Consider the following 23,482-nt stretch of genomic DNA (forward strand, 5'->3'; position numbering starts at 1 on the left):
GATGCAGTCCTCAGGAGGCCGGGGCCTGGATGTAGTCCTCCAGCCGGGCCACCGAGAAGCCCTGCTCCTGGATCCGGGCCAGCAGCTCGCCGAACATCTGGGTCATCGTGGAGCCCTTGAGCTCCTTGGGGCCGCGGAAGTGCGCCAGGACGATGTCACCGGGCTTCAGCTTGTCCCCCGACTGGTACTGCATGTCGTGTATCTGCATCGACTCGCGCCAGAGCACGATCGCGCGCGGGCCGCACTGCTGGACGGAGGTGTTGAGCATCGGGGTGTTGGCGCCGTCGCCGAACGGCGGGCGGAACAGCAGCGGGGCGGTGCCGTACTGCTGGGTGAGCGCGGACTGGGCGTCGCAGATCTCGGACTTCTGCTTCTCCGCCGGGATCTTGCTCATCACCGGGTGGTCCACGGTGTGGTTCTGGACGTGGTTGCCCAGCGCCTGGAGCGGCTTGAAGTAGGCGTAGTCGTTCTTGATGATGTCCCGGGTCAGGAACATCGAGATCGGCACCTTGAGGTCGGTGAGCATCTCGACGAACTTCGGGTCCTTCTCGGCCCCGTCGTCGATGGTGATGAAGACGACCTTGTCGTTCGTCTTCACGTCGCTGAACACCGGCACGGGGCCGGTCCGTTCGAGCTTGATCGGCTTGTCGGCGGGGGGCGCCGGAGCAGGGGCGAGCGGGGTGAGGTTCCACTTGGCCCAGGCGGCGGCGTTCGCCGCGGCCGGGGCGGCGCCCGGGGTGGCGGCCGCGCCGGTCGGGGCGGCTCCGCTCGGCCGGGGCGCGGCCGACACCGGTGTGGTGGCGGCCGGGGCGGCAAGGCCGCCTCCGCCTCCGTTGTCGCCGCACGCCGTGGCGAAGGCCAGCAGGGCCAGTGCCCCCGCCGCGTACGTCCTGGTCCTGTTCCGCCCGTCCCTGCTCACCGCACCGCGCTCCCGGTTTCCGTTCAGCTTTTCATCAGCTGATTCACGGTAACGGCCGGGGTCACGGTTCCCGGTAGCGGCCTATTCGACGTGTTCGCTGGTGAAGGACCAGCGGTGCACCGGGCGGCCGAGCAGTTCGGCCGGCGGGTCGGCGACGGGCACCGGCTCGCCGCTCCACCAGGTGATCAGCAGCACCCGCTCCCCCGGGGCGGAGAGCAGTTCGAGGCGCTCCAGCCCGGCCGAGCCGCGGAGCGCGGGCAGCGCCGACTCCCGCGCCCAGGCGGCGAGTTCGGCCCCCCGGCCGGCCGCCGCCCGGGCCTCCCACATCGCGGCGACGGTCACTCGGCGCCGCCGCCGAGGGCGTCGTAGGCCTGGCCGTGGACGTCGGTGTGCGGCACGTGCACCTCGGTCACCGGCAGCGAGGAGTCCGCCGACAGGTCGAAGGCGGACGGCGCGCGGTCGCGCCACACCATCTCGGAGCCCAGCGCCGCGACCATCGCGCCGTTGTCGGTGCACAGGCCCGGCCGGGGCACCCGCAGCCGGATGCCGGCCCGGTCGCAGCGCTGCTGGGCCATCTCGCGCAGCCGCGAGTTGGCCGCCACGCCGCCGCCGATCATCAGGTGGTCGACGTCGTTGTCCTTGCACGCCTTGACGGCCTTGCGGGTGAGCACGTCGGTGACCGCCTCCTGGAAGGAGGCCGCCACGTCGGCGATCGGCACCTCCTCGCCGGCCCGGCGCTTGGCCTCCACCCAGCGGGCGACGGCGGTCTTCAGGCCGGAGAAGGAGAAGTCGTACTCCGGGTCGTTCCGGCCGCTCAGGCCGCGCGGGAAGGCGATCGCCTTCGGGTCGCCCTCGCGGGCCGTGCGGTCGACGATCGGGCCGCCGGGGAAGCCGAGGCCGAGCACCCGGGCGACCTTGTCGAAGGCCTCGCCGGCCGCGTCGTCGATGGTCGCGCCGAGCGGGCGGACGTCGCTGGTGATGTCCTCGCTGAGCAGCAGCGAGGAGTGCCCGCCGGAGACCAGCAGGGCCATCGTCGGCGAGGGCAGCCGGCCGTGCTCCAGCTGGTCGACGCAGATGTGCGAGGCGAGGTGGTTGACCCCGTACAGCGGCTTGTCCAGCGCCCAGGCGTACGCCTTCGCGGCGCTGACGCCGACCAGCAGCGCGCCGGCCAGGCCGGGGCCGGCGGTGACGGCGATGCCGTCCAGGTCGCTCGCCTTGATCCCGGCGGTGTCCAGGGCGCGCTGGATGGTCGGGACCATCGCCTCCAGGTGCGCGCGGCTGGCGATCTCCGGGACGACGCCGCCGAAGCGGGCGTGGTCGTTGACGCTGGAGGCGACCGCGTCGGCCAGCAGCGTGGTGCCGCGCACGATGCCGACGCCGGTCTCGTCGCAGGAGGTCTCGATGCCGAGGACGAGCGGTTCGTCAGCCATGGCGGGTGTCCTCAATGTCCTTCGGGTCGGTGCTGTCAGTGCTCGGGTGGTCGAGGCGCATCACCAGCGCGTCGACGTTGGCGGGCTGGTAGTAGCCGCGCCGGATGCCCACCGGTTCGAAACCGTGGCGCTCGTACAGCCGCTGGGCGCGCGGGTTGTCCACCCGCACCTCCAGCAGCAGCTCGGCGCACTCGCGCCGGGCGGCCTCCCGGATCAGGTCGGTGAGCAACGCCGCGCCGAGGCCGGCGCCCTGGTGGCGCTCGTCGACGGCGATGGTCTGGACGTCGCCCTCGCCGGCGATCGCCATCAGGCCGGCGTAGCCGACGATCGTGCCGTCCGGGGCGGCTGCGACGGTGTAGTGGCGGGTGCCGCCGGGGTGGGCCTCGGCCAGCTCGGACCAGAACATCCCGGTGGACCAGGCGTCCTCGGGGAAGAGCCGCAGCTCCAGGTCCAGCACCGGCGCGATGTCCCACCAGCGCATCGGGCGCAGGGTGGTGCCGTGGTTCACGCCGGGAGCACCGCCTTGCCCCCTAGAACGGTCTTGTAGGCCGCCGGCACCTGGGCATCCGGGCGGCGCAGGTACAGCGGGTGGTTCGGCAGCAGCTCGCGCCCGGCGGCCAGCTCGGCGGCGGCGAAGCCGGCCAGGGCGCCGGCCGAGACGTGCTCGGGGCCGTGCGCGCCCGGGAAGGCGTCGGGGTAGAGCAGCGCGCCGGCGCCGACGGAGCGCTCCGGCGGGGTCAGCTCGGCCGGGCGGTCCACGCCCGGGCCCTCGGTGCGGCGGCCCTCGGCGTCGTACGAGGCCCAGTAGACCTCCTTGCGGCGCGCGTCGGTGGCGACGGTGAACGGCTGCCCGGCCAGGCCCTCGGCCCGGGCCTGGAAGGCGATCGCGTCCAGGGTGCAGACACCGTGCACCGGCAGCCCGAGCGCGTGGCCGAGCGCGGCGGCGGTCACCAGGCCGACCCGCAGGCCGGTGTACGGGCCGGGGCCGACGCCCACCGCGATGCCGGTCAGCCGGTGCTTGTCCACCCCGGCGGCCCGCAGCACCCGGTCGATCGCGGGCAGCAGCAGTTCGCCGTGGCGCCTGGCGTCGACCTGGTGGGTCTCGGCGAGGACGGCCGTGCCGTCGTGGACGGCGGCGGTGACGGCGGGGGTAGCGGTGTCGAACGCGAGCAGCAGCACGGGTCAAGGTTAGACCGCGTTGGGCCGACCGGCCGATCGGCAGGGTGTACCACCCGGGAACACACATCCGAGGCACTGCGACCCGCGCGGATGAACCTGGCACGATGGGGCCGTACGTAAAGGGACGGCGGCGGGAGCGGCAACGTGGCGAAGATGGGTCCTGGAGTGGTGGTCACGGGGTTGACCTTGGGGGCCCTGGCGGTGGTGAGCCTGCTGGCCTTCCAGGCCAACGGCGCCCAGGAGCGGGCCGGCGGCCCCAAGCCCACCGCCACCACCACGGCGACCGGCACGGCCACCGCCGCGGCGCCGACCGCCTCGGCCACCCCGACCGTCCCCGCGCTGCCGGCCACCTCGGGCACCGGCCTCCGGGTCGTCTACTCGGTCGGCAGCCACTACGTCTGGCTGGTCGACCCGAAGAAGACCCCGCAGGTGGCGGCCGCCTTCCCGGTCACCCCGGGCTCGGTCGAGCCGACCCCGGGCAGCTACGCCGTGTACAGCCGCACCCCGACCACCACCGGGACGGACGGCAAGCAGATCGAGCACGTGGTGCGCTTCGCGCAGCTGAACGGCGTGGTGTTCGGCTTCAGCGCGGCGGTGGACGGCGCGACGCCGACCACCGACCCGAGCGCCAAGACCGGCGGCATCCGCAGCGGGCGCGCCGAGGGCCAGCTGCTCTGGGACTTCGCGCCCAAGGAGACCAAGGTGGTCGTGATCGCCTGACCCGGGACGGCCCGGAGGGGCCCGGCCGTTCCGGGCCCGGAACGGCCGGCCTCACGCGGCCCGGGGCGCCTGCGCCTCGGGCCGTTCGTCTTGTCTGGGCCGCGGTTCGGGCGGGGTGGACACCGCTTCGGCGGCCGCGCAGGCGGCCAGCAGCGCCCGCATCGGCTCTCCCGGAGCGCGACGGGCTGACTCTCCGGCCCCGGCGGCGGGGACCGCACTCTTCGGGGCGGGGGTGGGGCTCGACATGGCGCCTCCCTAGTTAGGCAGACCTAACCGCAGCACCCATCCCACCACGCCCGGCGCCCCGCCCGCAACATCTTGCCGACAGCCTGTCGGCAAGATGTCGGCACGTCGCCGACGCGGTCAGCGTGTCGTCGGCTCGTCGCCGGACGCGGTCAGCGTGTCGCCGGACGTCGCCCGACGTCGTCAGCGTGTCGTCGGCTCGTCGCCCGCGCCCGTCGGCCGCCCGAGGTCCGCCAGCGCCACGTCCGCCCAGCGCGGGCCGATGCCGGTCAGCACCACCCGGCGCGGGTCCTGGTCGTCCCCGTCCGCCGCGTCGCCGATGGCGCGCTCGATCCGGACCTCCAACCGGTCCTCGGACAGCCGCTCGACCTTGCCCTCGCCCCACTCGACCACGACCACCGACTCGGGCAGCGAGACGTCCAGGTCGAGGTCCTCCATCTCGTCCAGGTCCCCGCCCAGCCGGTACGCGTCCACGTGGACCAGCGCCGGGCCGCCGACCAGCGAGGGGTGCACCCGGGCGATCACGAAGGTCGGCGAGGTCACCGCCCCGCGGACCTCGAGGCCCTCCCCCAGGCCCCGGGTCAGCGTGGTCTTCCCCGCTCCCAGCTCGCCGGAGAGCAGCACCAGGTCCCCCGGCCGCAGCAGCGCGGCCAGCTCCCGGCCGAGCCGGCCCATCCGCTCCGGGGTGGGGACGGTGAGAGTGGCGTGCGAGCCCATGCGCGTGTCTTGCCCTTCGGTCCGTACCGGCGCACCGACCACCGGCCGCCACCGCTACCGTGCCACATCCGCGCGCCGCCGGGGCTCACGCGGGGTCGACGACGGCTTCCACGACTTCCACGACCCGCTTCCGGGCCAGGTCGAGGACGGCCGCGGGCAGCGGCGCGGCCCCGGCGAAGCCGGCGGCCCGGCGCAGCAGCCGCGCCAGCTCGTGGTCGACCAGCTCCGGGCGCTCCAGCATCACCAGGTGCCCGGCGCCCTCGGACAGGACCAGTTCGGCGCCGGGCAGCCGCTCGGCCATCGCCTCGCTGTGCGTCGAGGGCGTCAGCAGGTCCTTCGTCCCGGCCAGCACCAGCGCGGGCAGGCCCCGCAGGGCGGCCAGCGCCCCGTATTTCTCGTGCGCGCCGAACACCGGGTAGAACTCGGCGACCACGTCGATCGGGGTGGCGTCCAGCAGCTGCTCGGCGAAGCGCACCACGCCGGGGTCGACGTCCCGGCCGCCGAAGGAGAACTTCCGGTAGAACACGGCGGCCACGTCCGAGCCCAGCCGCCTGGTCGCCTCGACCAGGTCGACCTGGCGGCCCAGCAGCTTCACCATGCCGGGCGCGACCTTCCGGAACAGCTTCGCGCCGGCCCTCGGCAGGCCGAGGCTGACCTCGTTCCAGTCCCCGGCGAGGGTGCCGATCAGCGCCACCCCGGCGACGCGCTCGCGGAACAGCTCCGGGTGCTGGTCGGCCAGCGCCATCACCGTCATGCCGCCCATCGAGTGACCGACCAGCACCAGCGGCCCGGTCGGGGCGACGGCGTCGATCACCGCCTTGAGGTCGCCGCCCAGCTGGTCGATGCCGGCCGGCTCGCCCGCCAGGTACGAACGGGAGCGCTCGGAGCGGCCGTGGCTGCGCTGGTCCCAGAAGACCAGCCGCATGCCCTCGCGGACCGCGGCCCGCTGGAAGTGCCAGCTGTCCTGGTTGAGGCAGTAGCCGTGGCAGAAGACCACGGTCAGCGGCTCGCCGGGGGCGCCCTCCCCGTCCGGCCCGCTCCAGCCGGTGCCGTCCAGCTCGACGTACAGCTCGGTGCCGTCCGGCGCGGCCACCCTCCTCGGACGGCCGCGCAGCGAGCCGTACGGGGCGTTCGCGTCCAGCTCGGCCCGGGCCCGGCGGCGCATCGCCCGGCCGACGGTCAACCGCTCCATCGCGACGCCCGCGGCCGCCCCGGCGGCCAGCACGCCGACCGAGATCCCGATCACTCCCGCCCGGCTCACCCCGGAGGCGGCGCCGGCCGCCTTGGCGACCGCCGCGACCGGACTGCCCTCGGCCGGTGCGCCGGTCATGCCGACGGGCCCTCCGGGTGGCTGCCGCCCAGGTAGCGGCGGGGCACCCGGGCGCCGATCCGGGTGATGATCTCGTACGAGATGGTGCCGCAGGCGCGGGCCCAGTCCTCGGCGGTGGGCTCGCCGCGCTCGCCGTTGCCGAACAGCAGCACCTCGTCGCCGATCTCCGGGGTCTCGCCGCCGAGGTCCACCACGAACTGGTCCATCGCGACCCGGCCGGCCACCGTGCGCCACTTGCCGTCGATCTGCACCGGGCCGGTGCCGCTGGCGTGCCGGGGGATGCCGTCGCCGTAGCCGACCGGGACCAGGCCCAGGGTGGTCTCGCCCGGCGTCGTGTAGTGGTGGCCGTAGCTGACCCCGTGCCCGCCGGGGACGTGCTTGACCAGCGCCAGCCGCGCGGTCAGCGCCATCACCGGGCGCAGCCCGAAGTCGGCCGGCGAGCCCACCTCGGGCACCGGCGACAGCCCGTACGCGGCCAGGCCGGTGCGGACCAGGTCGAAGTGCGACTCGGGCAGCAGCAGGGCGGCCGGGGAGTTCGCCAGGTGCCGGACCTCGGGGCGCAGCCCGGCGGCCTCGGCCGTGGCCAGCGCGGCGCGGTAGGAGTCCAGCTGGGCCTGGATCGACGGGTGGCCCGGCTCGTCCGCCGCGGCGAAGTGCGACCAGACGCCGACGACCGTCAGCAGACCCTCGGTCTCGGCCCGGCGGGCCGCGGCGACCAGCTGCGGCCAGTCGTGCGGCTGGCAGCCGTTGCGGCCGAGGCCGGTGTCGGCCTTCAGGTGCACCCGGGCCGGGATGCCGGTCTCGCGCACGGCGGGCAGCAACTCGTCCAGCGCCCACTGGCCGCTGACCGAGATGTCCAGGTCCGCGCGCAGCGCCTCGCGCCACGGCCCGCCCGGCGTCCACAGCCAGCACAGGACGCGGGCCTGCTCCGGGCGGATGCCCGCGGCCCGCAGCGCCAGCGCCTCGTCCGGCGTCGCGCAGCCGAGCCACCCGACGCCGTTGGCGACCGCCTCCCGGGCACACTCGACCGCGCCGTGGCCGTAGGCGTTCGCCTTGACCGCGAGCATCACCGCCGCGCTGCCGACGCGCTCGCGCAGGGAGGCGAGGTTGCCGCGCAGGGCGGCGAGATCGATGGTCGCCTCGGCCCGGAGGCCGTCGGTCAGGGGGGCTGTGCCGGTCGTGTTCGCAGTTGTCATCAGGGTCAGTCTCCCAGACGTCCCGGAGTCCTCGCCGAACGGCCCGTCGGCGCGGCGGCCCCCCGCGGCGCGCCGACCTGCGGCGGTCGGCCCGTCCGCCCTGCTGAGGACGCCGTGTCCGGACGTTCCGGTTCCGTCTCGGGACGAGTCGCCGTCTCGGGGCCGTGGCCCGGGCACACCGGGCCCGGCCCCGAACAGCGGGACGGCCGGGCTGCCGGTCATCGGGCGGCCGCTCATCGGGCTACGCCTCCCGGACCGCCCGCCACACCGCCGGCAGCGCCCCCGCCACCGCGAGCGCCGTGGTCGGGGCGCCCGGCGCCCCCGCCGCCTCGCGGCCGGCCAGGCCGTGCAGGTAGGCGGCCGCCGACGCGGCGTCCAGCGGCGCGAGGCCGGCCGCCAGCAGGGAGCCCGCCAGCCCGGCCAGGACGTCGCCGCTGCCGGCGGTGGCCAGCCAGGAGGTGCCGGTGGGGTTCACCCGGACGGCCCCGCCCGGATCGGCGACCACCGTGGTGGAGCCCTTCAGCAGCACCGTCGCGCGGTAGTCGGCCGCGAGTCGGCGGGCGGTGGCCAGCCGGGCCGCGGCCAGCTCGTCGGCGGCCGGCGGCGTGCCGCCCCCGGCGCCCGCGAGCAGCCGGGCGGCCTCGCCGGTGTGCGGGGTGAGCAGGGTGGGCGCGGTGCGGCCGGCCAGCGCCTCCGGGCCGAGCCGGCCCAGCTCGGTCAGCCCGTCCGCGTCCACCAGCACCGGGACGTCGCTCGCCAGCGCCTCGGTCAGCGCCTGCCGCGCCCCCTCGCCGCCGCCCGGCCCGACCACCCAGGCCTGTACCCGCCCGGCCCCGGCCGGGCCGCCCTCGGTGACCAGCACCTCCGGGAAGCGCCGCACCACCTCCTCGGCCGCGGTGCCCACGTACCGGACGGCGCCCGCGCCGCCGTGCAGCGCCCCGGCCACCGCCAGCAGCGCCGCCCCCGGGTAGGTCGCCGAGCCGGCCGCCACCCCGACCACACCACGCCGGTACTTGTCGCTCTCCACGCCCGGCACCGGCAGCAGCGACGCCACGTCCGCGTGCTGGAGCGCCGTCACCTCCGCGGCGGGCGGCTCCAGCCCGATGTCCACCAGCTGCACCGCACCCGCGTACGAGGCGCCCGGGTCGACCAGCAGCCCGGGCTTGTACGTGCCGAAGCAGACCGTGACGTCGGCCCGCAGCGCCGCGCCGGGCACCTCGCCGGTGTCGGCGTCCACCCCGCTCGGCAGGTCCACCGCCACCACGATCCCGGACCGCCCGGCCCGCGCGTACGGCTCCGCCTCCGGGCGCAGCCCGCCCCGGCCGCCGATGCCGACGATGCCGTCCAGCACCAGGTCCGCGCGCGAGAAGTCGGCCAGGCCGACTTCCCGCTCCGCCGTCACCCGCCCGCCGGCGGCCCGCAGCGCGGCCAGTCCACCCGGGTGCGCCTTCGCCGGCGCCAGCAGCACCGCCGTCACCCGCGCCCCGCGCCGGGCCAGCGCGGCCCCGGCGTACAGCGCGTCACCCCCGTTGTCCCCGCTGCCCGCGAGCACCGTCACCCGGCTGCCGTACACCCGGCCCCGACGCCGCGTCAGCAGCCGCGCGCAGGTCGCGGCCAGCCCCGTGGCGGCCCGCTGCATCAGGGTGCCCTCCGGCAGCCGCGCCATCAGCGCGGCCTCGGCGGCCCGGACGGTTTCCACAGGGTGTGCATGACGCATGGCGGGGCTCCTCCGGCCGTCGACGTACGCACGACGCTAGCCCGCGTCCCCGCCCCGCGGGAGCCGCGCCTGCGGCACACTTTCGAGTGACACCCACTTCGATCCCCCGCCAGCACCGGTCCGTACACCTAGCGTGTCGCCCAGCACCGACCAGCAGGAGGGAGAAGGGCCATGGTCGCCATGCCGGCAGTCGAGCACCCGCTGGATCAGGACGATGTCCTCCAGATGTTCCTGGCGCTGGACACACCGCCCGGTTTCAAGGCCGAGCTCATCGAAGGGGAAGTCGTCGTGACGCCACCGCCGGACGGATCGCACGAGACGGCGTTCTCCCTGCTCGCCAGGCAGTTCTTCCGCAAGGCCGCGATCGATCTGGACGTCTCGGGGAACAAGGGCCTGATCATCGCGTCCAAGAGCCGTTTCATCCCGGACGGCACCGTGAGCCCGGTCGGCCACTTCGAGAACGCGGGCTCCTGGGCCCCCGCCGAGGGTGTCCTTCTCGTCTTCGAGATCACCTCGACCAACCCGCACAAGGACCGCGAGCCCAAGCGAAAGGGCTACGCCTCCGCGGGCGTCCCCTGCTATCTGCTGGTCGACCGCAGTACGGGCAAGGTCACGCTGTTCACCGACCCCGAGAACGGCGACTACACGGCTCACGCCCAGGCCGACTTCGGCAAGCCGATCGACCTTCCGGCCCCGTTCTCCTTCACGCTCGACACGGTGCCCCTGCGGTAGGACGCAGCCACCGCAGGGGCACCGTGGAAGGCCGAGCGGCTACTCGACGGTGACCGACTTCGCCAGGTTGCGCGGCTGGTCGACCTCGTGGCCCTTGGCCGTGGCCAGCTCGCAGGCGAAGACCTGCAGCGGGACGGTGGAGACCAGCGGCTGGAGCAGGGTGGGCGTGGCCGGGATGCGGATCAGGTGGTCCGCGTACGGGACGACCGCCTCGTCGCCCTCCTCGGCGATCACGATCGTGCGGGCGCCGCGGGCCCGGATCTCCTGGATGTTGGAGACGATCTTGTCGTGCAGGATCGAGCGCCCGCGCGGCGAGGGCACGACCACCACGACCGGCAGCCCCTCCTCGATCAGCGCGATCGGGCCGTGCTTCAGCTCGCCCGCCGCGAAGCCCTCGGCGTGCATGTACGCCAGCTCCTTGAGCTTGAGCGCACCCTCCAGGGCCACCGGGAAGCCGACGTGGCGACCGAGGAACAGCACCGAGCGGGCGTCGGCCAGCGAGCGGGCCAGCTCGCGCACCGGCTCCATGGTCTCCAGGACCTGCTCGACCTGCTTCGGCGCGTCGCCGAGCTCCTTGATGACGGCGAAGATCTCGTCGCCCCACTTGGTGCCGCGCACCTGGCCCAGGTACAGGGCGACCAGGTAGCAGGCGACCAGCTGGGTCAGGAACGCCTTGGTCGAGGCGACCGCGACCTCCGGACCGGCGTGGGTGTACAGCACCGCGTCCGACTCGCGCGGGATGGTGGAGCCGTTGGTGTTGCAGATCGCCAGCACCTTGGCGCCCTGCTCGCGGGCGTGCCGCAGGGCCATCAGGGTGTCCATGGTCTCGCCGGACTGCGAGATGGCGATGACCAGTGTGCCCGGGCCCATGATCGGGTCGCGGTAGCGGAACTCGGAGGCGACCTCGACCTCGCAGGGGATGCGGGTCCAGTGCTCGATCGCGTACTTGGCGATCATGCCGGCGTGGAAGGCCGTGCCGCAGGCGACGATGACGACCTTGTCGACCGAGCGCAGGTCGGCGTCGGAGATCCGCAGCTCGTCCAGGGTCAGCCGGCCGTCGGTGCCGATCCGGCCGAGGAGGGTGTCGGCGACCGCCTTCGGCTGCTCGGCGATCTCCTTGAGCATGAAGTAGTCGTAGCCGCCCTTCTCGGCGGCGGAGGCGTCCCAGTCGACGTGGTACTCGCGCACGTCGGCCGGGGTGCCGTCGAAGTTGGTGACGGTCACGCCCTCCCGGCGCAGCTCGACCACCTGGTCCTGGCCCAGCTCGATCGCCTCGCGGGTGTGGGCGATGAAGGCGGCGACGTCGGAGGCGAGGAAGTTCTCGCCCTCGCCGCGGCCGACCACCAGCGGGGAGTTGCGGCGGGCGCCGACGACGACGTCCGGCGCGTCCGCGTGCACCGCGACCAGGGTGAAGGCGCCCTCCAGCTGACGGCAGACCACCCGCATGGCCTCGGCGAGGTCACCCGCGTAGGCCTCGCCCAGCAGGTGGGCGACGACCTCGGTGTCGGTCTCGGACCGCAGGGTGTGGCCGCGCTCGGCGATCTCGGCGCGCAGCTGGGCGAAGTTCTCGATGATGCCGTTGTGCACCACGGCCACCCGCTGGCTGTCGTCCAGGTGGGGGTGGGCGTTGGCGTCCGTCGGGCCGCCGTGGGTGGCCCAGCGGGTGTGGCCGATGCCGGTGGTGCCGCCGGGCAGAGGGGTCTCGGCGAGCGACTTCTCCAGGTTCGCGAGCTTGCCCGCCCGCTTGTCGGTGGCCAGGCTCCACTGCCCCTCGGAGTCCTGCACCTGCACCGCGACACCGGCCGAGTCGTAACCCCGGTACTCCAGTCGCTGCAAGCCTGCGATAACTACGTCGAGGGCGGTCTGAGCGCCCACGTATCCAACAATTCCGCACATGCGTGCCAGCATAAGGGCGGTTCTGTGCCCGTTTCCCCGCCGCGCGCGAACGCTGCGTGACCGACACCACAGCCACCGTGAACGTCGCTACGGCTCACAATGGAGCATGTGCTGACCGAACTCTGTACGCGGGGCGCCGCCACGCCCGGCCCGTCGCCGTCCCCCTACGTCGACCTCAGCCGGGCCGAGTGGAGCGCGCTGCGCGAGCGTACGCCACTGCCGCTGACCGCCGAGGAGGTGGAACGGCTGCGCGGACTCGGCACCGCCCTCGACCTGGACGAGGTCCGCGACGTCTACCTGCCGCTGTCACGCCTGCTGAACCTGTACATCCACGCCACGCACGAGCTGCGCGGCACGCTGGGCACCTTCCTGGACACCCCGGACACCGAGCGCACCCGCACCCCGTTCATCATCGGCGTGGCCGGCTCCGTCGCGGTCGGCAAGTCCACCACCGCCCGGCTGCTCCAGGCGCTGCTCGCCCGCTGGCCCGAGCACCCCCGGGTCGAACTGGTCACCACCGACGGCTTCCTGCTCCCCAACGCCGAGCTGCGCCGGCGCGGCCTGATGGCCCGCAAGGGCTTCCCGGAGTCGTACGACCGCCGGGCGCTGATGCGCTTCGTCGCGGACGTGAAGGCGGGCAAGGAGCGGGTCAGCGCGCCGGTCTACTCGCACCTGGTGTACGACATCGTGCCGGGCGAGCGGCTCACCGTGGAGCGCCCGGACATCCTGATCGTCGAGGGCCTGAACGTGCTCCAGCCGGCGCTGCCCGGCACCGACGGCCGCACCCGCCTCGCGGTGGCCGACTACTTCGACTTCTCGATCTACGTCGACGCCCGGACCGACGACATCGAGCACTGGTACCTGGACCGATTCCGCAAGCTGCGTCAGACCGCCTTCCAGGACCCGAACTCCTACTTCCGCCGCTTCACCGAGGTGCCGGAGGAGGAGGCGATGGAGTACGGCCGGCAGGTCTGGCGCACCATCAACAAGCCCAACCTGCTGGAGAACGTGCTGCCGACCCGCGGCCGCGCCACCCTGATCCTGCAGAAGGGCCCGGACCACAAGGTCCGCCGGGCGCTGCTGCGCAAGCTCTGAGCACCCGTCGGACGCGACGGAGAGGGCCCCCGCGCGAGGCGGGGGCCCTTCGTCGTCTCCGGGGCTCAGCCCAGGTGGGTGCGCACGGCGTCGGCCAGCCGCTGCGCGACCGCCTCGGCCTGGGCCGGGTCGGCGGCCTCGACCATGACCCGGACCAGCGGCTCGGTGCCCGACGGGCGCAGCAGCACCCGGCCGGTGGAGCCCAGCTCGGTCTCGGCCTCGGCGACCGCGGCGGTCAGCTCGGTGCTGGTCCGCACCCGGGACTTGTCGACGCCCTTGACGTTGATCAGCACCTGCGGCAGCCGGGTCATCACGGCGGCCAGGTCGGCCAGCGGCTGCTTGGTGGCGGCCAGTCGGGCGCCCAGCATCAGACCGGTCAGGGTGCCGTCGCCGGTGGTGGCGTGGTCCAGCAGGATGACGTGGCCGGACTGCTCGCCGCCCAGCGCGAAGCCGTGCTCCTTCATCGCCTCCAGCACGTAGCGGTCGCCGACGGCGGTCTCCACCAGCTCGATGCCCTCGCGCTCCATCGCCAGCTTGAAGCCGAGGTTGGACATCACGGTGGCCACCGCGGTGTTGCGGCGCAGGGTGCCGGCCTCCTTCATGGCGACCGCGAGGATGGCGATGATCTGGTCGCCGTCCACCTCGTCGCCCTCGGCGTCGGCGGCCAGGCAGCGGTCGGCGTCGCCGTCCAGGGCGATGCCCAGGTCGGCCTGGTGCTCCCTCATCGCGACGCGCAGCCGGTCCAGGTGGGTGGAGCCGACGCCGTCGTTGATGTTGAGGCCGGTGGGCTCGGCCCCCAGGGTGTGGACGACCTCGGCGCCGGCCCGGGCGAAGGCCTCGGGGGCGACGTACGCGGCCGCGCCGTGGGCGCCGTCGATGACGACCTTGATGCCGTCCAGGCGGTTGGGCAGCACGCCGATCAGGTGGGCGACGTACTTGTCGAAGCCCTCGGTGTACTCGCGCACCCGGCCGACGGCCGCGCCGGTCGGACGGTTCCAGTCCTCGTCGCCGAGCGTGTGCTTGCGGTAGTGGGACTCGATCGCGTCCTCGATCCGGTCGTCCAGCTTGTGGCCGCCGCGGGCGAGGAACTTGATGCCGTTGTCCGGCATGGCGTTGTGGCTGGCGGACAGCATCACGCCGAAGTCGGCGCCGAGCGCGCCGGTGAGGTACGCCACGGCCGGGGTGGGCAGGACGCCGACCCGCAGGACGTCGACTCCGGCACTCGCCAGACCGGCGATGACGGCGGCCTCCAGGAACTCGCCCGAGGCGCGCGGGTCACGGCCGACCACCGCGACCGGCCGGTGGCCGTCGAAGGCGCCGGCCTCACCGAGCACATGGGCCGCCGCGACCGACAGGCCGAGCGCCAGCTCCGCCGTCAGGCTCTCGTTGGCCACCCCGCGCACGCCGTCCGTACCGAAGAGTCGTCCCACTGTCCCGTCCTCCATCACCACTGCTCGGAACCCAACCGATGATCCCGGCCGCCGCACAGTAGCCGGGGAACACGTCGCCCCGGAGTACGCGAGGTACTCCGGGGCGACGGTTTCGCGCAACCGGGGGGTGCGCCGCCAGGGCGGACCGCACCCCCGGGGAGGCGATTAGCGCTTGCTGTACTGCGGCGCCTTGCGGGCCTTCTTCAGACCGGCCTTCTTGCGCTCGACGGCGCGGGCGTCACGGGTCAGGAAGCCGGCCTTCTTGAGGGCGCCGCGGTTGTTGTCCACGTCGGCCTCGTTCAGGGCACGGGCCACGCCGAGGCGCAGCGCGTAGGCCTGGCCGGAGACGCCGCCACCGCTGATGCGGGCGACGACGTCGTAACGGCCGTCCAGCTCCAGGAGCTTGAAGGGCTCGTTCACGGTCTGCTGGTGCACCTTGTTGGGGAAGTAACCCTCGAGGGTGCGACCGTTGATCTTCCACTGGCCGGTGCCGGGGACGATGCGCACGCGGGCGATCGCCTCCTTGCGGCGGCCCAGTCCGGCGCCCGGGGTGGCCTCGCCGAAGCGGCCGGCCAGGGACTCGGAGGTGTAGCTCTCCTCGGAGGTGTACTCGCCCTCGACGGCCTCAACGGCCTCGTCGAAGTCGACCTCAAGGGTTTCAGTGGTCTCGGCCACGGTGTTCCTCAGCTCTTTTCAGTGTTGGGGGGCTTGGTGGCCGAATTACTGCGCGACCTGGGTGATCTCGAACGGCACCGGCTGCTGGGCAGCGTGGGGGTGCTGGTCGCCCGAGTAGACCTTCAGCTTCGAGAGCATCTGACGGCCCAGGCTGTTCTTGGGGATCATGCCCTTGATGGCCTTCTCGACGGCCTTCTCCGGGTTGTTCGCCAGCAGGTCGTCGTAGCGCACCGAGCGCAGACCACCCGGGAAGCCCGAGTGGCGGTAGGCCAGCTTCTGGGTCTTCTTGTTACCGGACAGGTGCACCTTGTCGGCGTTGATGATGATGACGAAGTCACCAGTGTCAACGTGCGGCGCGTAGATCGCCTTGTGCTTGCCCCGGAGGAGGTTGGCGGCCTGGGAGGCCAGGCGGCCGAGCACGACGTCGGTCGCGTCGATGACGTGCCACTGACGCTGGACGTCGCCGGGCTTGGGGCTGTACGTACGCACGGTCGTAGCCTTCGCTTTTCAGTGAGTGAGTCCTGACAGGAGCACCCGGACGGAAGAGCAGCCTGGCCATCCTTGGACGCAATTCAAGGGGGACCGCTGGTCGACGACCTGATGTCTCCGGCGTACCGACCTCTCACGTGAGATAGAGCGAGCCAATACGCACATCAAGCGTCCAGGTTACCGGCAGGGCCGGAGCGGGTCAAAAATGCCCGGGCCCGGCCCTCGCCGTCACTCAGCGTTCGCGCTCCACCCGGGTCACGTCCCAGACCGGCTCCGGCGACTCGAACACCCGGCCGTCCGCCCCGAAGACCAGGAAGCGGTCGAAGGTCTTGGCGAACCAGCGGTCGTGGGTGACGCACAGCACGGTGCCGTCGAAGGCCTCCAGGCCGGCCTGCAGGGCCTCGGCGCTCTCCAGGTCCAGGTTGTCGGTCGGCTCGTCGAGCAACAGGGCCGTCACACCGGAGAGTTCGAGCTTGAGGATCATCAGCCGGGCCTGCTGTCCACCGGACAGCGACTCGAACTTCTGCTCCTCCTGGCGGTCCAGCTCGTAGCGGCGCAGCGCCCCCATCGCGGCGCCGCGGCTGAGCGCGTGCTCCTCCTCGACGATCGACCGCACGGTACGGCCGAACAGCTCCGGGTGCGCGTGGGTCTGCCGGAAGTGGCCGGGCACGACCCGGGCGCCGAGCTTCCAGTCGCCGGTGTGCTCGACCGTCGTGTCACCGGCCAGCAGCCGCAGGAGGTGCGACTTGCCGGCGCCGTTGGCGCCCAGCACCCCGACCCGCTCGCCGTAGAAGACCTCCAGGTCGAAGGGCTGCATCAGGCCGGTGAGCTCCAGCCGCTCCATGGTGAAGGCGCGCACCCCGGTGCGTCCGCCCTTGAGCCGCATGGTGATGCTCTGCTCGCGCGGCGGCGCCTCCGGCGGGCCGGCGTCCTCGAACTTCTTCAGCCGGGTCTGGGCGGCGGCGTAGCGGGAGGCCATCTCGTGGCTGACGGCGGCGGCCTGGCGCAGGGTGACGACCAGCTTCTTGAGCTTGGCGTGCTCCTCGTCCCAGCGGCGGCGCATCTCCTCGAAGCGCTCGAAGCGGGCCTTGCGGGCCTCGTGGAAGGTGTCGAAGCCGCCGCCGTGCACCCAGACGCTGCTGCCCGACGCGCCGGACTCGACGGAAATGATCTTGTCCGCGGTCTTCGAGAGCAGCTCGCGGTCGTGCGAGATGAACAGGACGGTCTTCGAGGTGGCCTTGATCGCCTCCTCCAGCCAGCGCTTGGCCGGGACGTCCAGGTAGTTGTCGGGCTCGTCGAGCAGCAGCACCTCTTCGGGGCCGCGCAGCAGCGCCTCCAGCACGAGCCGCTTCTGCTCGCCGCCGGAGAGGGTGTTCAGGCCGCGCCACTGGGCCTTGTCGAAGGGCATCCCGAGGGCCGCCATGGTGCAGACGTCCCAGTCGGTCTCGTAGTCGTAGCCGCCGACGTCGGCCCAGTCGGAGAGCGCCTGGGCGTAAGCCATCTGGGTCTTCTCGTCGTCCTGCGCGATCATCGCCAGCTCGGCGGCGTCCACCGCACGGGCCGCGGTGGCGATCCGGGCGGGGGCGACCGAGACCAGCAGGTCGCGCACCGAGGCGTCGGCCGGCAGCGCGCCGGGGGTGGACTGCTGGTCCTCGCGGCCGGTGGTGCCGACGAACTGGCGCATCACGCCGAGCCCGCCGCTGATCGTCACCGAGCCGCCGTGCGGCTGGAGGTCCCCCGCGATCATCCGCAGCAGGGTGGTCTTGCCGGCTCCGTTGGCGCCGACCAGGGCGACCGCGGCGCCCTCGCCGACCCGGAAGGACGCGTCGTCGAACAACACGCGCCCGTCCGGCAGGTAGTACTCCAGGTGCGAAATCTCGACGTGTCCCATGGGAGCGATTCTCCCAAGTGGACGCGCCGGACCAAAACGGATTACCTCACAGGACGCCCTGTCCGGGCAGAGTGCGCATCCGCCGGGCCGCGCGGTTACGCTCGGCCAGCTGGTCGTCCGGCGGGTACCCGACCTCCTCCAGGGTGAGCCCGTACGGCCGGATCACGTTGACGGCGGAGTTGCGCACCCCGCCGGCCAGCACCTCGCCGGGGAACTCCACCGGCCGGTGCCCGTCGCCGACCAGCAGCATCGCGCCGACCAGCGCCCGGACCATGTTGTGGCAGAAGGCGTCGGCCCGGACGGTGGCGACCGCGAGGGAGCCCTCCTGGGCGGCGTAGGAGTCCACCGGGACGCGGTCCCAGCGCAGCTCCAGCAGGGTGCGGATGGTGGTGGCGCCCTCGCGCTTCTTGCAGTACGCGGCGAAGTCGTGCTCGCCCAGCAGCAGCTCGGCGGCCGCGTTCATCCGGTCCAGGTCCAGCGGGCGGTCGTGCCAGAGCACGTGGCCGCGCAGCAGCGGGTCCACCCCGCCCGGGTGGTCGGCGACCCGGTAGGCGTAGCGGCGCCAGATCGCCGAGAAGCGGGCGTCGAAGCCGGCCGGCGCCTCGCCGACCCGGTAGATCCGGACGTCCCCGGGCAGCCGGCCCGCGAGCCGGCGCAGCAGCTTCTCCCGGTGCGCCGCCCACAGCTCGGCCGGCAGGTCGACGTGGGCGACCTGGCCGCGGGCGTGCACCCCGGCGTCGGTGCGGCCGGCCACGGTCAGCGGGAACAGCTCCGAGCTGCGGGTGACGATCTGGAGCGCGGTCTCGATCTCCTCCTGGACCGTCCGGCGGCCGCCCTTCTGGCGGGCCCAGCCGGAGAACTCGGCGCCCTGGTAGGCCAGGTCGAGGCGGACCCGGACGTACCCGTCCGCCGGGCCGTCCTTCACCGGCGGCCGCTCGGCGCAATCGTTGACCACTGCTCTCCACTCCCTGGACATGAGGAACGGGCCCGCTCCCCCACGGATGGGAGGGCGGGCCCGCAACACACCTACCGGTGTCAGGCCTGCTCGGCGGCCTCGGTCTCGGTGGCCTCGACCTTGGCGTCGGCCTCCTTGACGGCACGCTTGGTGGCGGCCTCGGCCTCGCCGACGGCGGTCTGCGCGACGGTCAGCGCCTCGACCAGCTCGATCACGGCCATCGGGGCGTTGTCGCCACGACGGGGACCGATCTTGGTGATGCGGGTGTAGCCACCCGGGCGGTTCTCGTAGCGCGGCGCGATCTCGGTGAAGAGGGTGTGCAGCACCGAGATGTCGGTGATGGTCTTGCGCACCAGGCGACGGTTGTGGATGTCGCCCTTCTTCGCCTTGGTGATCAGCTTCTCCGCCAGCGGGCGCAGGCGGCGGGCCTTGGCCTCGGTGGTGGTGATGCGGCCGTACTGGAACAGCTCACGGGCCAGACCGGCGAGCAGCAGCGGCTCGTGGTGCGGGCCACCGCCCAGGCGGGCACCCTTGGTGGGACGCGGCATGGAATTACTCCTCGAATCTCCGACTGCGGCCGTACCAGGTACCGCAGCGGGCGTACGGGCACTGTGCCCGTACGGCTTTCACGACGACGGGGGCGGCTCCGTGGAACCGCCCCCGCGGCCAAATCTCTTAGTACTGCTCGGTCTCGGCGAAGTGCGAGTCGTCGAGGTCGTCGGCACCGAAGGCGTCGGCGGCAGCGGTCGGGTCGAACCCGGGCGGGCTGTCCTTGAGGGCCAGGCCCATGCCGGCCAGCTTCGCCTTGACCTCGTCGATCGACTTCGCACCGAAGTTGCGGATGTCGAGCAGGTCGGCCTCGGAGCGGGCGACGAGCTCACCCACGGTGTGGATGCCCTCGCGCTTGAGGCAGTTGTACGACCGAACGGTGAGCTCCAGCTCCTCGATCGGCAGCGCCAGGTCGGCGGCCAGGGCGGCGTCCGTCGGGGACGGGCCCATGTCGATGCCCTCGGCGTCGATGTTCAGCTCGCGGGCGAGGCCGAACAGCTCCACCAGGGTCTTGCCGGCCGAGGCCATGGCGTCGCGCGGACGCATGGCGGGCTTGGTCTCGACGTCGACGATCAGCTTGTCGAAGTCGGTCCGCTGCTCGACACGGGTGGCCTCGACCTTGTAGGTGACCTTCAGCACGGGGCTGTAGATCGAGTCGACCGGGATGCGGCCGATCTCCTGGCCGGAGGCCTTGTTCTGGACGGCGGAGACGTAGCCGCGACCGCGCTCGACGGTCAGCTCCATCTCCAGCTTGCCCTTGCCGTTCAGCGTGGCGAGGACCAGCTCGGGGTTGTGCACCTCGACACCCGCCGGCGGGGCGATGTCGGCGGCGGTGACGACACCCGGGCCCTGCTTGCGCAGGTACATCACGACCGGCTCGTCGTGCTCCGAGGAGACGACCAGCTGCTTGATGTTGAGGATGAGGTCGGTCACGTCCTCCTTGACGCCCGGCACGGTGGTGAACTCGTGCAGGACGCCGTCGACGCGGATGCTGGTGACAGCGGCACCCGGGATCGACGACAGGAGCGTGCGGCGCAGGGAGTTGCCGAGGGTGTAGCCGAAGCCCGGCTCCAGCGGCTCGATCACGAACCGCGAGCGGAACTCGTCGACGACCTCTTCGGTCAGCGAGGGACGCTGAGCGATAAGCATGGGGGGATTCCTCCAGTTGTCTTCGGCACCCACTATTTGATGCCGACAGGACCAAGCGTACGGGCTCCCGTGAGCAGCGACTAATCACTACGTGGGAGCCCGTACGAGGTTTAAAACATGACCCGCGTGCCCGAAGGCGCTGCGTCAGACGCGGCGGCGCTTCGGCGGACGGCAGCCGTTGTGCGGGGTGGGGGTGACGTCCTGGATCGAGCCGACCTCCAGGCCGGTGGCCTGGAGCGAACGGATCGCGGTCTCGCGGCCGGAGCCCGGACCCTTCACGAAGACGTCAACCTTGCGCATGCCGTGCTCCTGCGCGCGACGGGCAGCGGCCTCGGCGGCCATCTGCGCGGCGAACGGGGTGGACTTGCGCGAGCCCTTGAAGCCGACGTGGCCGGCGGAGGCCCAGGAGATCACGTTGCCCGCGGGGTCGGTGATCGAAACGATGGTGTTGTTGAACGTGCTCTTGATGTGCGCGTGGCCGTGAGCGACGTTCTTCTTTTCCTTGCGGCGGATCTTCTTCGCGCCGGCAGCCTGACGACCCTTGGGGGGCATAAGTCTGTTCTCCTACTGAGGTGGTCGGTCCGCTGACCCGCGGGCCGGAGGGATGTCCGGTTACGGGACGGACTACTTCTTGCCCGGCTTCTTCTTGCCGGCGATCGCGCGACGCGGGCCCTTGCGGGTACGCGCGTTGGTGTGGGTGCGCTGGCCGCGGACCGGCAGGCCACGGCGGTGACGCAGACCCTCGTAGCAGCCGATCTCGACCTTGCGGCGGATGTCGGCGGCCACCTCACGGCGGAGGTCACCCTCGACCGTGTAGTTGGCGTCGATGTACTGGCTCAGCTTGACGAGGTCGTCCTCGGAGATGTCGCGAACGCGGACATCCGGGTTGACACCGGTCTCGGCCAGGGTCTGCTGGGCGCGGGTACGGCCGATGCCGTACACGTAGGTGAGGGCGATCTCGATCCGCTTCTCACGGGGGAGATCAACGCCGGCGAGGCGTGCCATTCAAGGCTCCTGTGGTTCTTCAGAGGTCTTGCGTGCTACCTACTCCTTCGCCTCTCGACGATGGAGCCCCGGCCTCTGACCGGGGGTGGCAGTCCGTCCGTGGAGGGACGGATCGGGTAGCCCGCTTATGACGTTTTCGCGTCGCGCGAAGTACTACGAGAAATGCTGGAGAGCGTCAGCCCTGGCGCTGCTTGTGGCGCAGGTTGTCGCAGATCACCATGACCCGACCGTGGCGGCGGATCACCTTGCACTTGTCGCAGATCTTCTTGACGCTCGGCTTGACCTTCATGTTTCAGGTTCTCCGGGTCTAGATCTGACGTTCTTACTTGTAGCGGTAGACGATCCGCCCGCGCGTGAGGTCGTAGGGGCTGAGCTCCACGACGACCCGGTCGTCCGGCAGGATGCGGATGTAGTGCATGCGCATCTTGCCACTGATGTGCGCGAGGACCTTGTGACCGTTCTGCAGCTCGACCTTGAACATCGCGTTCGGAAGAGACTCGATCACGGTGCCCTCGATCTCAATGGCGCCTTGCTTCTTAGCCATGAACTGCGAGATCCACCTTCCGGGACCGGCTACCGTATGCGGAACGCTCGTGCGAACCTGGGTTCACCCCTCCCCCGGAGGGAAGAGGGCGCGCTGAAGCACGCTACGAGTGAGCCGACGGTCCATCCTACGCCAGCGCGTCCGGTGGACCAAAACGGGGGCCCCGGAAAGCGGTCGCCGTCACACCCGCCGTCAGGCCTTGGTGGCGACCGCCAGCGGCTCGACGTGGGCGGTGCAGGCCGAGCAGCGGCGGGCGGCCTCGGGGATCTCGGTCAGGCACTCGGGGCAGGGGCGCTTCGGCGTCTTCGGCTTCTTCGGCATGTAGCGCGCGGTCGCCTTGGTGATCGGCAGCACCACGCAGAAGTACAGCACCGCGGCGGTCATGAAGAACGCGATCAGCACGTTGAGGAACTGCCCGTACGGGAAGGTCACTCCGGCGATGTGCGCCTTGTAGGAGCTGAAGTCGCCGGCCGCGCCGACCACCACGCCCACCAGCGGGGTGAGGAAGGCGGACACGAAGCCGGTCACCACCGCGGTGAACGCGGCACCGATGACCACACCGACCGCCATGTCGACGACGTTGCCGCGCATCATGAAGTCGCGGAATCCCTTGAGCACGTGCTGTCTCCTGCTCGCTCGTGAGCCACTGATGGCCACTGCTGGCCACTACCAGCGCATAAAAATAGGACAAAAGCCCTGGAGGTCCAAACCTCCAGGGCCCTGATCCCTTGTCAGCAGCGGCAGTTGGGCGCCGCCGTGACTACGCGAGGGGGTCCGGAGCTGCGGTGATGCCCAGCTTGGCCAGTTCCGCCTTGCCGCCGTCGAAGGCGGTCAGCACCAGCGGGCCCTGCTCGGTGACGGCCACCGAGTGCTCCCAGTGCGAGGCCCAGGTGCCGTCGTTGGTGACGACCGTCCACTCGTCGTCCAGCACGGTGGTGTGCGGGGTGCCGAGCGAGACCATCGGCTCGATCGCCAGCACGGTGCCGGGGACGAGCTTCGGGCCCTTGCCGCGGCCGCGCTCGACGTAGTTCAGCACGTGCGGCTCCATGTGCATCGCGGTGCCGATGCCGTGGCCGCCGTAGCCCTCGGTGATGCCCCACTTGCCCTTCGGCGGGAGCGGCTGGCGGCGGATGAAGCCCTCGATCGCCTTGGAGACGTCCACCAGGCGGTTGTTCTTCTTCATCTGGGCGATGCCGGCCCACATCGAGCCCTCGGTGACCCGGCTCAGCATCTCGACCTCCGGGCGGACCTCGCCGACCGCCACGGTGATGGCCGAGTCGCCGTGCCAGCCGTCCAGGATGGCGCCGCAGTCGATCGAGATGACGTCACCCTCCTGGAGCACCCGCTCGCCGGGGATGCCGTGCACGACCTCGTTGTTCACCGAGGCGCAGATCACGCCCGGGAACCAGAGCCCGCCGTGGTGGGCCCGGAAGTTCGAGGTGGCACCGTGGCCGGTGATGACCTTGTCCGCGATGTCGTTGAGCTCCTGGGTGGTCACCCCCGGAACGACGGCCTCGCGGCAGGCCTTCAGGGCCTCGGCGACGACCAGCCCGGCCGCTCGCATCTTCGCGATCTGCTCGGGGGTCTTGATCTCCACCATCTGGTCACGCCTTCCAAGTCC

At 72.2% G+C, this 23,482-nt stretch carries 26 protein-coding genes; 3 read left to right on the forward strand and 23 right to left on the reverse strand.

The window, feature by feature from the left end; genetic code table 11:
• Positions 1 to 10: 10 nt before the first annotated feature.
• The 5 genes from ABZ449_RS24175 to tsaB form a co-directional block, all read right to left on the reverse strand.
• Positions 11 to 919 (reverse strand): polysaccharide deacetylase family protein, encoded by a 909-nt coding sequence (locus ABZ449_RS24175; RefSeq protein ID WP_360349443.1) that lies wholly within the window; start codon positions 917 to 919, stop codon positions 11 to 13.
• A gap of 81 nt (positions 920 to 1,000) precedes the next feature.
• Positions 1,001 to 1,261: a hypothetical protein gene (locus ABZ449_RS24180; protein ID WP_360349446.1), complete on the reverse strand. Its 261-nt coding sequence runs from the start codon at positions 1,259 to 1,261 to the stop codon at positions 1,001 to 1,003.
• Entirely contained in the window at positions 1,258 to 2,349 is a 1,092-nt protein-coding gene (gene tsaD / locus ABZ449_RS24185; protein WP_360349449.1) for a tRNA (adenosine(37)-N6)-threonylcarbamoyltransferase complex transferase subunit TsaD, read from the reverse strand. The genes ABZ449_RS24180 and tsaD overlap by 4 nt, the downstream gene beginning before the upstream one ends.
• Entirely contained in the window at positions 2,342 to 2,830 is a 489-nt protein-coding gene (gene rimI / locus ABZ449_RS24190; RefSeq protein WP_360349540.1) for a ribosomal protein S18-alanine N-acetyltransferase, read from the reverse strand. The genes tsaD and rimI overlap by 8 nt, the downstream gene beginning before the upstream one ends.
• 23 nt (positions 2,831 to 2,853) lie before the next feature.
• Complete coding sequence (tsaB, locus tag ABZ449_RS24195) at positions 2,854 to 3,528, reverse strand: tRNA (adenosine(37)-N6)-threonylcarbamoyltransferase complex dimerization subunit type 1 TsaB (RefSeq protein ID WP_360349452.1); 675 nt, start codon at positions 3,526 to 3,528, stop codon at positions 2,854 to 2,856.
• A gap of 153 nt (positions 3,529 to 3,681) precedes the next feature.
• Here tsaB and ABZ449_RS24200 point away from each other — a divergent pair, with 153 nt between their 5' ends.
• Entirely contained in the window at positions 3,682 to 4,248 is a 567-nt protein-coding gene (locus tag ABZ449_RS24200; protein WP_360349543.1) for a hypothetical protein, read from the forward strand.
• 426 nt (positions 4,249 to 4,674) lie between these two features.
• Here ABZ449_RS24200 and tsaE read toward each other — a convergent pair whose 3' ends face one another.
• From tsaE to ABZ449_RS24220, 4 genes are all read right to left on the reverse strand, one after another.
• The gene (gene tsaE / locus ABZ449_RS24205) at positions 4,675 to 5,208 is read right to left on the reverse strand and encodes a tRNA (adenosine(37)-N6)-threonylcarbamoyltransferase complex ATPase subunit type 1 TsaE (protein WP_360349455.1); all 534 of its coding nucleotides are present in this window, start codon (positions 5,206 to 5,208) and stop codon (positions 4,675 to 4,677) included.
• Between the two features lie 85 nt (positions 5,209 to 5,293).
• A complete protein-coding gene (locus ABZ449_RS24210; protein WP_360349458.1) occupies positions 5,294 to 6,538 on the reverse strand; it encodes an alpha/beta hydrolase in 1,245 nt (414 codons plus the stop codon).
• Positions 6,535 to 7,734, reverse strand: coding sequence for an alanine racemase (alr, locus tag ABZ449_RS24215; RefSeq protein ID WP_360349461.1), 1,200 nt, complete (start codon positions 7,732 to 7,734; stop codon positions 6,535 to 6,537). Before alr ends, ABZ449_RS24210 begins: the two co-directional genes overlap by 4 nt.
• A 241-nt stretch (positions 7,735 to 7,975) precedes the next feature.
• Positions 7,976 to 9,451 (reverse strand): NAD(P)H-hydrate dehydratase, encoded by a 1,476-nt coding sequence (locus ABZ449_RS24220; protein ID WP_360349464.1) that lies wholly within the window; start codon positions 9,449 to 9,451, stop codon positions 7,976 to 7,978.
• A gap of 180 nt (positions 9,452 to 9,631) precedes the next feature.
• Here ABZ449_RS24220 and ABZ449_RS24225 point away from each other — a divergent pair, with 180 nt between their 5' ends.
• Positions 9,632 to 10,183, forward strand: coding sequence for a Uma2 family endonuclease (locus ABZ449_RS24225; protein ID WP_360349546.1), 552 nt, complete (start codon positions 9,632 to 9,634; stop codon positions 10,181 to 10,183).
• A gap of 39 nt (positions 10,184 to 10,222) precedes the next feature.
• Here the strand turns inward: ABZ449_RS24225 and glmS are convergent, their stop codons facing one another.
• A complete protein-coding gene (gene glmS, locus ABZ449_RS24230; protein ID WP_360349549.1) occupies positions 10,223 to 12,079 on the reverse strand; it encodes a glutamine--fructose-6-phosphate transaminase (isomerizing) in 1,857 nt (618 codons plus the stop codon).
• A gap of 99 nt (positions 12,080 to 12,178) precedes the next feature.
• Between glmS and coaA the strand changes: the two genes are divergently transcribed.
• Positions 12,179 to 13,174, forward strand: coding sequence for a type I pantothenate kinase (coaA, locus tag ABZ449_RS24235; protein ID WP_360349467.1), 996 nt, complete (start codon positions 12,179 to 12,181; stop codon positions 13,172 to 13,174).
• A gap of 65 nt (positions 13,175 to 13,239) precedes the next feature.
• On the opposite strand, the gene glmM is transcribed toward coaA, so the two are convergent.
• The 13 genes from glmM to map all read right to left on the reverse strand — a co-directional run bounded on the left by glmM (position 13,240) and on the right by map (position 23,461).
• Complete coding sequence (glmM, locus tag ABZ449_RS24240; RefSeq protein WP_360349470.1) at positions 13,240 to 14,604, reverse strand: phosphoglucosamine mutase; 1,365 nt, start codon at positions 14,602 to 14,604, stop codon at positions 13,240 to 13,242.
• Between the two features lie 165 nt (positions 14,605 to 14,769).
• Entirely contained in the window at positions 14,770 to 15,279 is a 510-nt protein-coding gene (gene rpsI, locus ABZ449_RS24245) for a 30S ribosomal protein S9 (RefSeq protein ID WP_229928575.1), read from the reverse strand.
• Between the two features lie 45 nt (positions 15,280 to 15,324).
• Positions 15,325 to 15,768: a 50S ribosomal protein L13 gene (gene rplM, locus ABZ449_RS24250; protein WP_030055846.1), complete on the reverse strand. Its 444-nt coding sequence runs from the start codon at positions 15,766 to 15,768 to the stop codon at positions 15,325 to 15,327.
• Positions 15,769 to 16,000: 232 nt separating this feature from the next.
• Complete coding sequence (locus ABZ449_RS24255; RefSeq protein WP_360349473.1) at positions 16,001 to 17,659, reverse strand: ATP-binding cassette domain-containing protein; 1,659 nt, start codon at positions 17,657 to 17,659, stop codon at positions 16,001 to 16,003.
• A gap of 46 nt (positions 17,660 to 17,705) precedes the next feature.
• The gene (gene truA / locus ABZ449_RS24260; protein WP_360349476.1) at positions 17,706 to 18,614 is read right to left on the reverse strand and encodes a tRNA pseudouridine(38-40) synthase TruA; all 909 of its coding nucleotides are present in this window, start codon (positions 18,612 to 18,614) and stop codon (positions 17,706 to 17,708) included.
• A gap of 80 nt (positions 18,615 to 18,694) precedes the next feature.
• Positions 18,695 to 19,162: a 50S ribosomal protein L17 gene (rplQ, locus tag ABZ449_RS24265; protein WP_360349479.1), complete on the reverse strand. Its 468-nt coding sequence runs from the start codon at positions 19,160 to 19,162 to the stop codon at positions 18,695 to 18,697.
• A gap of 127 nt (positions 19,163 to 19,289) precedes the next feature.
• Positions 19,290 to 20,312: a DNA-directed RNA polymerase subunit alpha gene (locus ABZ449_RS24270; protein WP_360349481.1), complete on the reverse strand. Its 1,023-nt coding sequence runs from the start codon at positions 20,310 to 20,312 to the stop codon at positions 19,290 to 19,292.
• A 144-nt stretch (positions 20,313 to 20,456) separates the two neighbouring features.
• Positions 20,457 to 20,864, reverse strand: coding sequence for a 30S ribosomal protein S11 (gene rpsK / locus ABZ449_RS24275; protein ID WP_030232513.1), 408 nt, complete (start codon positions 20,862 to 20,864; stop codon positions 20,457 to 20,459).
• A 72-nt stretch (positions 20,865 to 20,936) separates the two neighbouring features.
• Positions 20,937 to 21,317 carry a 30S ribosomal protein S13 gene (gene rpsM / locus ABZ449_RS24280; RefSeq protein ID WP_188306769.1) on the reverse strand — a complete coding sequence of 127 codons (381 nt, stop codon included), beginning with the start codon at positions 21,315 to 21,317 and terminating at the stop codon, positions 20,937 to 20,939.
• 175 nt (positions 21,318 to 21,492) lie between these two features.
• Positions 21,493 to 21,606 carry a 50S ribosomal protein L36 gene (rpmJ, locus tag ABZ449_RS24285; RefSeq protein ID WP_003956441.1) on the reverse strand — a complete coding sequence of 38 codons (114 nt, stop codon included), beginning with the start codon at positions 21,604 to 21,606 and terminating at the stop codon, positions 21,493 to 21,495.
• Between the two features lie 33 nt (positions 21,607 to 21,639).
• A complete protein-coding gene (infA, locus tag ABZ449_RS24290) occupies positions 21,640 to 21,861 on the reverse strand; it encodes a translation initiation factor IF-1 (RefSeq protein WP_003956442.1) in 222 nt (73 codons plus the stop codon).
• 192 nt (positions 21,862 to 22,053) lie between these two features.
• A complete protein-coding gene (gene mscL, locus ABZ449_RS24295; RefSeq protein ID WP_360349484.1) occupies positions 22,054 to 22,479 on the reverse strand; it encodes a large conductance mechanosensitive channel protein MscL in 426 nt (141 codons plus the stop codon).
• A gap of 142 nt (positions 22,480 to 22,621) precedes the next feature.
• Positions 22,622 to 23,461 carry a type I methionyl aminopeptidase gene (gene map, locus ABZ449_RS24300; protein WP_360349487.1) on the reverse strand — a complete coding sequence of 280 codons (840 nt, stop codon included), beginning with the start codon at positions 23,459 to 23,461 and terminating at the stop codon, positions 22,622 to 22,624.
• Positions 23,462 to 23,482 lie beyond the last annotated feature (21 nt).

The organism is Kitasatospora sp. NPDC005856, assembly GCF_040629945.1.
In the GTDB taxonomy this organism is placed as follows: domain Bacteria; phylum Actinomycetota; class Actinomycetes; order Streptomycetales; family Streptomycetaceae; genus Kitasatospora.